Annotated in this window: 6 protein-coding genes and 1 tRNA gene; 4 read left to right on the top strand and 3 right to left on the bottom strand. The window is 65.8% G+C overall.

Going from position 1 to position 4,545, the window contains the following annotated elements; genetic code table 11:
- Positions 1-12 precede the first annotated feature (12 nt).
- The 3 genes from ENN83_RS15970 to fabI are packed head-to-tail and all read right to left on the bottom strand — an operon-like array spanning position 13 to position 2,542.
- Complete coding sequence (locus ENN83_RS15970) at positions 13-1,191, bottom strand: aminotransferase (protein ID WP_287188733.1); 1,179 nt, start codon at positions 1,189-1,191, stop codon at positions 13-15.
- Positions 1,192-1,194: 3 nt separating this feature from the next.
- A complete protein-coding gene (gene gpt, locus ENN83_RS15965) occupies positions 1,195-1,701 on the bottom strand; it encodes a xanthine phosphoribosyltransferase (protein WP_287188732.1) in 507 nt (168 codons plus the stop codon).
- A 22-nt stretch (positions 1,702-1,723) separates the two neighbouring features.
- A complete protein-coding gene (gene fabI / locus ENN83_RS15960; RefSeq protein WP_287188731.1) occupies positions 1,724-2,542 on the bottom strand; it encodes an enoyl-ACP reductase FabI in 819 nt (272 codons plus the stop codon).
- A gap of 100 nt (positions 2,543-2,642) precedes the next feature.
- On the opposite strand from fabI, the gene pdxH reads away from it, so the two are divergent.
- From pdxH to ENN83_RS15940, 4 genes are all read left to right on the top strand, one after another.
- Positions 2,643-3,248 carry a pyridoxamine 5'-phosphate oxidase gene (pdxH, locus tag ENN83_RS15955; RefSeq protein WP_287188730.1) on the top strand — a complete coding sequence of 202 codons (606 nt, stop codon included), beginning with the start codon at positions 2,643-2,645 and terminating at the stop codon, positions 3,246-3,248.
- 119 nt (positions 3,249-3,367) lie between these two features.
- A complete protein-coding gene (locus tag ENN83_RS15950; RefSeq protein WP_287188729.1) occupies positions 3,368-3,910 on the top strand; it encodes a cold-shock protein in 543 nt (180 codons plus the stop codon).
- A complete protein-coding gene (locus ENN83_RS15945; RefSeq protein WP_287188728.1) occupies positions 3,874-4,362 on the top strand; it encodes a DUF192 domain-containing protein in 489 nt (162 codons plus the stop codon). The genes ENN83_RS15950 and ENN83_RS15945 overlap by 37 nt, the downstream gene beginning before the upstream one ends.
- A 42-nt stretch (positions 4,363-4,404) precedes the next feature.
- Positions 4,405-4,481, top strand: a tRNA-Pro gene (locus ENN83_RS15940).
- The last annotated feature ends 64 nt before the right edge of the window (positions 4,482-4,545 follow it).

Raw genomic sequence — 4,545 nt, 5'->3', positions numbered from 1 at the left:
TCCCCGCAAGCGTCAGGGGCGGAAGGCCGAGAGCCGCTCGAAGAGCCGCCCGATGCCCTGCAGGTCGATATTTGCGAAGGCGATCCGCACCTGCTGGCGCGCGCCCGTATCGGCGTCGGGCTGAAACATCGTGCCGGGCAGCAGAAGAACGCCCGCCTCGGCCACCAGCCGCCGGGCCAGGTCGTCGGACGGGATCGGCCAGGGATGGGCGGCATAGGCGAAATAGGCCCCGGCCCCCATCAGGACCCAGCCTTCCAGCGCTGCAAACCCTGCCTCGATCGCCGCGCGTCGTTCCAGGATCTCGGCCCGTTCGCCCGCCAGCCATTGCCCGAGATTGCGCATCCCCCAGAGTGCCGCACGCTGGCCCAGCTGGTTCGGACAGATCGCCACGGTGTCGAGGAACTTCTCGACCTCGGCCAGCCTGTCCTCATGCGCCACCATCGCGCCGACGCGGTGGCCTGTCAGCCGATACGCCTTGGAGAAGGAATAAAGCTGGATCAGTGTGTCGGCCCAGTCGGGATCGGCGAACAGCGCATGCGGCGCGCCGGTGCCGGAATGGAAATCGCGATAGGTCTCGTCAAGGATCAGCGCGATGCCGTGTCGGCGGCACAGTTCCAGGAAATCGGCAATCAGGTCGTGCGGGTATTCGACACCCGCCGGATTGTTCGGCGTGACCAGCACGATGGCGCGGGTGCGCCCGGTGATCAGTTGCGCGGCGCGCTGCACCTCGGGGATCAGGCTGTCGCCGGTGGGCAGCGGCACGGTGCGGATCCCGGCCATGTCGAGCCACATCTTGTGGTTGAAATACCACGGCGTTGGCAGGATCACCTCGTCCCCGTCACCCGCAAGCGTCGCCATCGCGGCGCAGAACGCCTGGTTGCAGCCCTGGGTGATCGCCACCTGTTCCGCACCGATCCGGCCGCCATAGCTGGCCGACCACTGCGCCGCGATCTCTTCGCGCAACTCGGGCAGGCCAAGGACGGGGCCGTAAAGATGCGCCGCCGGATCTGTCAGCGCGGCCTCGGCAATGGCTTGGCGCAGCGGCTCGGGCGGGGATTCCATCGGGGCGGCCTGGCTGACATTTATCAGCGGTCGGTGGGCGGGAAAGGCGACCCCCTGCAACCAGCGCCGCGCCTCCATCACCGGGGGCGGGAAGGTGGCGGCCATGCGAGGGTTCAGCGGGCGCAGCATGGATCAGGTGCCCCGGTAGGGTTCCACATATTGCAGCGCCATGTCCCAGGGAAAGAAGATCCAGGTGTCCTGGCTGACCTCGGTTATGAAAGTGTCGACCATCGGTTTGCCCATGGGCTTGGCATAGACAGTGGCCACATGCGCCTTGGGCATCAACTGGCGCACCACCTCCAGCGTGCGGCCGGTATCGACCAGATCGTCGACGATCAGAACGCCTGTGCCGTCGCCAATCAGACCCATGTCGGGGGTCTTGATGACGCGCGGTGCGGTCTGGGTCTGGTGATTGTAGGATTTCACGCTGATCGTGTCGACGATCCGGATATCCAGCTCTCGCGCCACGATCATCGCGGGCGCCATGCCTCCGCGCGTGATCGCCACCACCGCTCGCCAGGCACCGGAATCGGGCCCGTGCCCGTCCAGCCGCCAGGCAAGCGCGCGCGAGTCGCGATGGATTTGGTCCCAGCTGACGTGAAAGCCCTTCTCGTGGGGCAGGCGGTCGGACGGCGACATGGGCGTTCCTCTCTGGCTGGCGTCACTTGCGCCCGGTGACCGCGTCGATATCGGGCGCGTCCACGGCCTTCATGCCGACGACGTGATAGCCCGCATCGACATGGTGCACTTCGCCGGTCACGCCGCTGCCCAGATCGGACAGCAAGTACAGCGCCGATTTGCCCACCTCGTCCTGGCTGACATTGCGCCGCAAGGGCGAGTTCAGTTCGTTCCACTTCATGATGTAGCGGAAATCCCCGATGCCGCTGGCCGCCAGCGTCTTGATCGGCCCGGCACTGATCGCGTTCACGCGGATGCCGTCCTTGCCCAGATCCTCGGCCAGATAGCGCACTGATGCCTCCAGCGCGGCCTTGGCCACGCCCATCACGTTGTAATGCGGCATCACCCGTTCCGCGCCGTAATAGGTCAGCGTAAGCGTCGCGCCGCCCTCGGTCATCATCCGCGCGGCGCGTTGCACGACCGCGGTGAAGGAATAGACCGAGATGTCCATCGTCATCGCGAAATTGTCGCGCGTGGTGTCGACATAGCGGCCGCGCAGCTGTTCCTTGTCTGAAAAGCCGATGGCGTGGACGATGAAATCCAGCCGGTCCCAGCGTTTCGCCAGCCCGTCGAACAGGGCGTCCAGCGATGCCTCTTCGGCGACGTCGCATTCCAGCACGATGTCGCTGCCTAGGCTCGCCGCCAACGGTTCGACGCGCTTCTTGAGCGCTTCGCCCTGATAGGAGAACGCCAGGTCCGCACCGTTGGCGGCGCAATGCTGCGCGATGCCCCAGGCGATGGATTTGTCATTGGCAAGCCCCATGATAAGGCCGCGCTTGCCTTCCAAGAGTTTCGTTGACATTCGGCGTCCTTCGTCCACCTTGCAAGAAGTTGACGCGGGTGTAGGGCAATTGCCCGGACCTATCAAGACCGCCGGACGCGGGGGCAGGAGCGCAGACCAAATGACCGACAGGCAGGGAATATTCGCCGGGGACGATCCGTTCGCGATAATGCGCGCGTGGCTGGCCGAGGCGACCCGGACCGAGCCCAACGACCCCGACGCCATCGCGCTGGCGACCGTCGATACCGAGGGTTTGCCCAATGTGCGCATGGTGCTGCTGCGTGAAATCGAGGCGGATGCCTTCGTCTTCTACACCAATTACGACAGCGCGAAGGGGGCCGAGATTTCCGCAACCGGGAAGGCCGCATTCGTGCTACACTGGAAGACGCTCAGACGACAGGTACGGGTACGGGGCGTCACGGAACGGGAGGACGGCGTGAAGGCGGATGCCTATTTTGCATCGCGAGCCCTGCGGAGTCGGCTTGGTGCCTGGGCCTCCCGCCAGTCGCGACCGCTGGAGTCACGGCGCAGCCTGATGGCCGAGGTGGCGCTGGTAACTGCGCAGAAGGGCGTGTCGCCGGCCCGGCCGCCTTTCTGGGGCGGTGTCCGTCTGCGGCCGCTGGAAATCGAGTTCTGGGCGGACGGCGCCTTCCGTCTTCACGACCGGTTCCGCTGGCGGCGCGACAATGTGGACGGTGCATGGGAGGTCGTCCGGCTCTACCCCTGACATTCGCGCTTCGTGAATGGCGGCGGGCTGTGTGAGACCCCGGAATCGGCTTGCATCGCGGGCAGGGTCTGTGAAATGGAAGTGCCGGAGAGGGGATCGGTGCATCCGGTTAGGGGAACATGACTAGGGACAACGAGACGCCACCCCGGCGCGTCGAGGGGCAAGTGAAATGGTTCGATCCGACAAAGGGCTTCGGGTTCGTCGTGTCCGAGTCCGGCGGGCCGGACATCCTGCTTCACGCCAATGTTCTGCGCAATTTCGGGCAGAGCTCTGTTTCCGACGGTTCCGGCGTGGAACTCCTGGTCCAGGAGACGGCGCGCGGGTTGCAGGCGGCCGAGGTCCTGCGCATCGACCCGCCCGCGCCCGGCGACAGGCCTGTCCTGGAGGACGCGTTGAGGCTCGATGCCGCGGAACTGGCGGCACTGCCGCTTGAACCCGCTCGGGTAAAGTGGTTCGACAAGTCCAAGGGTTTCGGCTTTGCCAATGTGTTCGGCCGCCAGCAGGACGTGTTCGTCCATATCGAGGTCTTGCGGCGGTCGGGGTTGGCCGACCTGCAACCGGGCGAGGCGATCGCGATCCGCGTGACCGAAGGCCAGCGCGGACAACTGGCGGTGATGGTGGGGCCATGGGAAAGCGCGGTTTCAGGCGGTTCGCAGGGCTGATCCCTGCATTTCTTCTGGCGTGGGGCGCGGCCGGTCTGGCGGCTGCGCAATGCGATGAGAGCCATGTGGATCTGCGCGGCGAATGGGGAACCGCGCGATTTTCCGTCGAGATCGCAGACGACGATGCCGAGCGGGCGCGCGGTCTGATGCATCGCGAGACGCTGCCCGCCTCGGCGGGGATGCTGTTCATTTATGACCGCCCGCAGCACGTGGCCTTCTGGATGGAGAACACCCTTATCCCGCTCGACATGATCTTCGTCGACCCCGAGGGGCGGGTGCTGAAGGTTCATCTGAACGCCCGACCGCTGGACCGCACGCCGATCGACGGGGGCGAGGGGGTTCTGGCCGTGCTGGAAATCAACGGCGGGCTTGCCGGGCGGTTGGGTATCGGTCCGGGCAGCGAATTGCGACATCCCGCATTTGGCCCGGGCGCGGCCTGGCGCTGTCCCTAAATCGCTTCCCTTGGGCCGCGCCGGGCGCTATGGAGGCAGCCACGGGGCGTAGCGCAGCCTGGTAGCGCGTCGGTTTTGGGTACCGAAGGCCGTGGGTTCGAATCCCGCCGCCCCGACCAACTCCCCGATCAGGCACCCTTGCGATCCCTGATTCGGTCGATGCCTGATAAATTAACCCTTTGA

The organism is Rhodovulum sp., from assembly GCF_011048875.1.
Taxonomy (GTDB): domain Bacteria; phylum Pseudomonadota; class Alphaproteobacteria; order Rhodobacterales; family Rhodobacteraceae; genus Rhodovulum; species Rhodovulum tesquicola.
The sequence above is the reverse complement of the archived record's forward strand: the minus strand, read 5'-3'. Positions and strand labels throughout refer to the sequence as shown.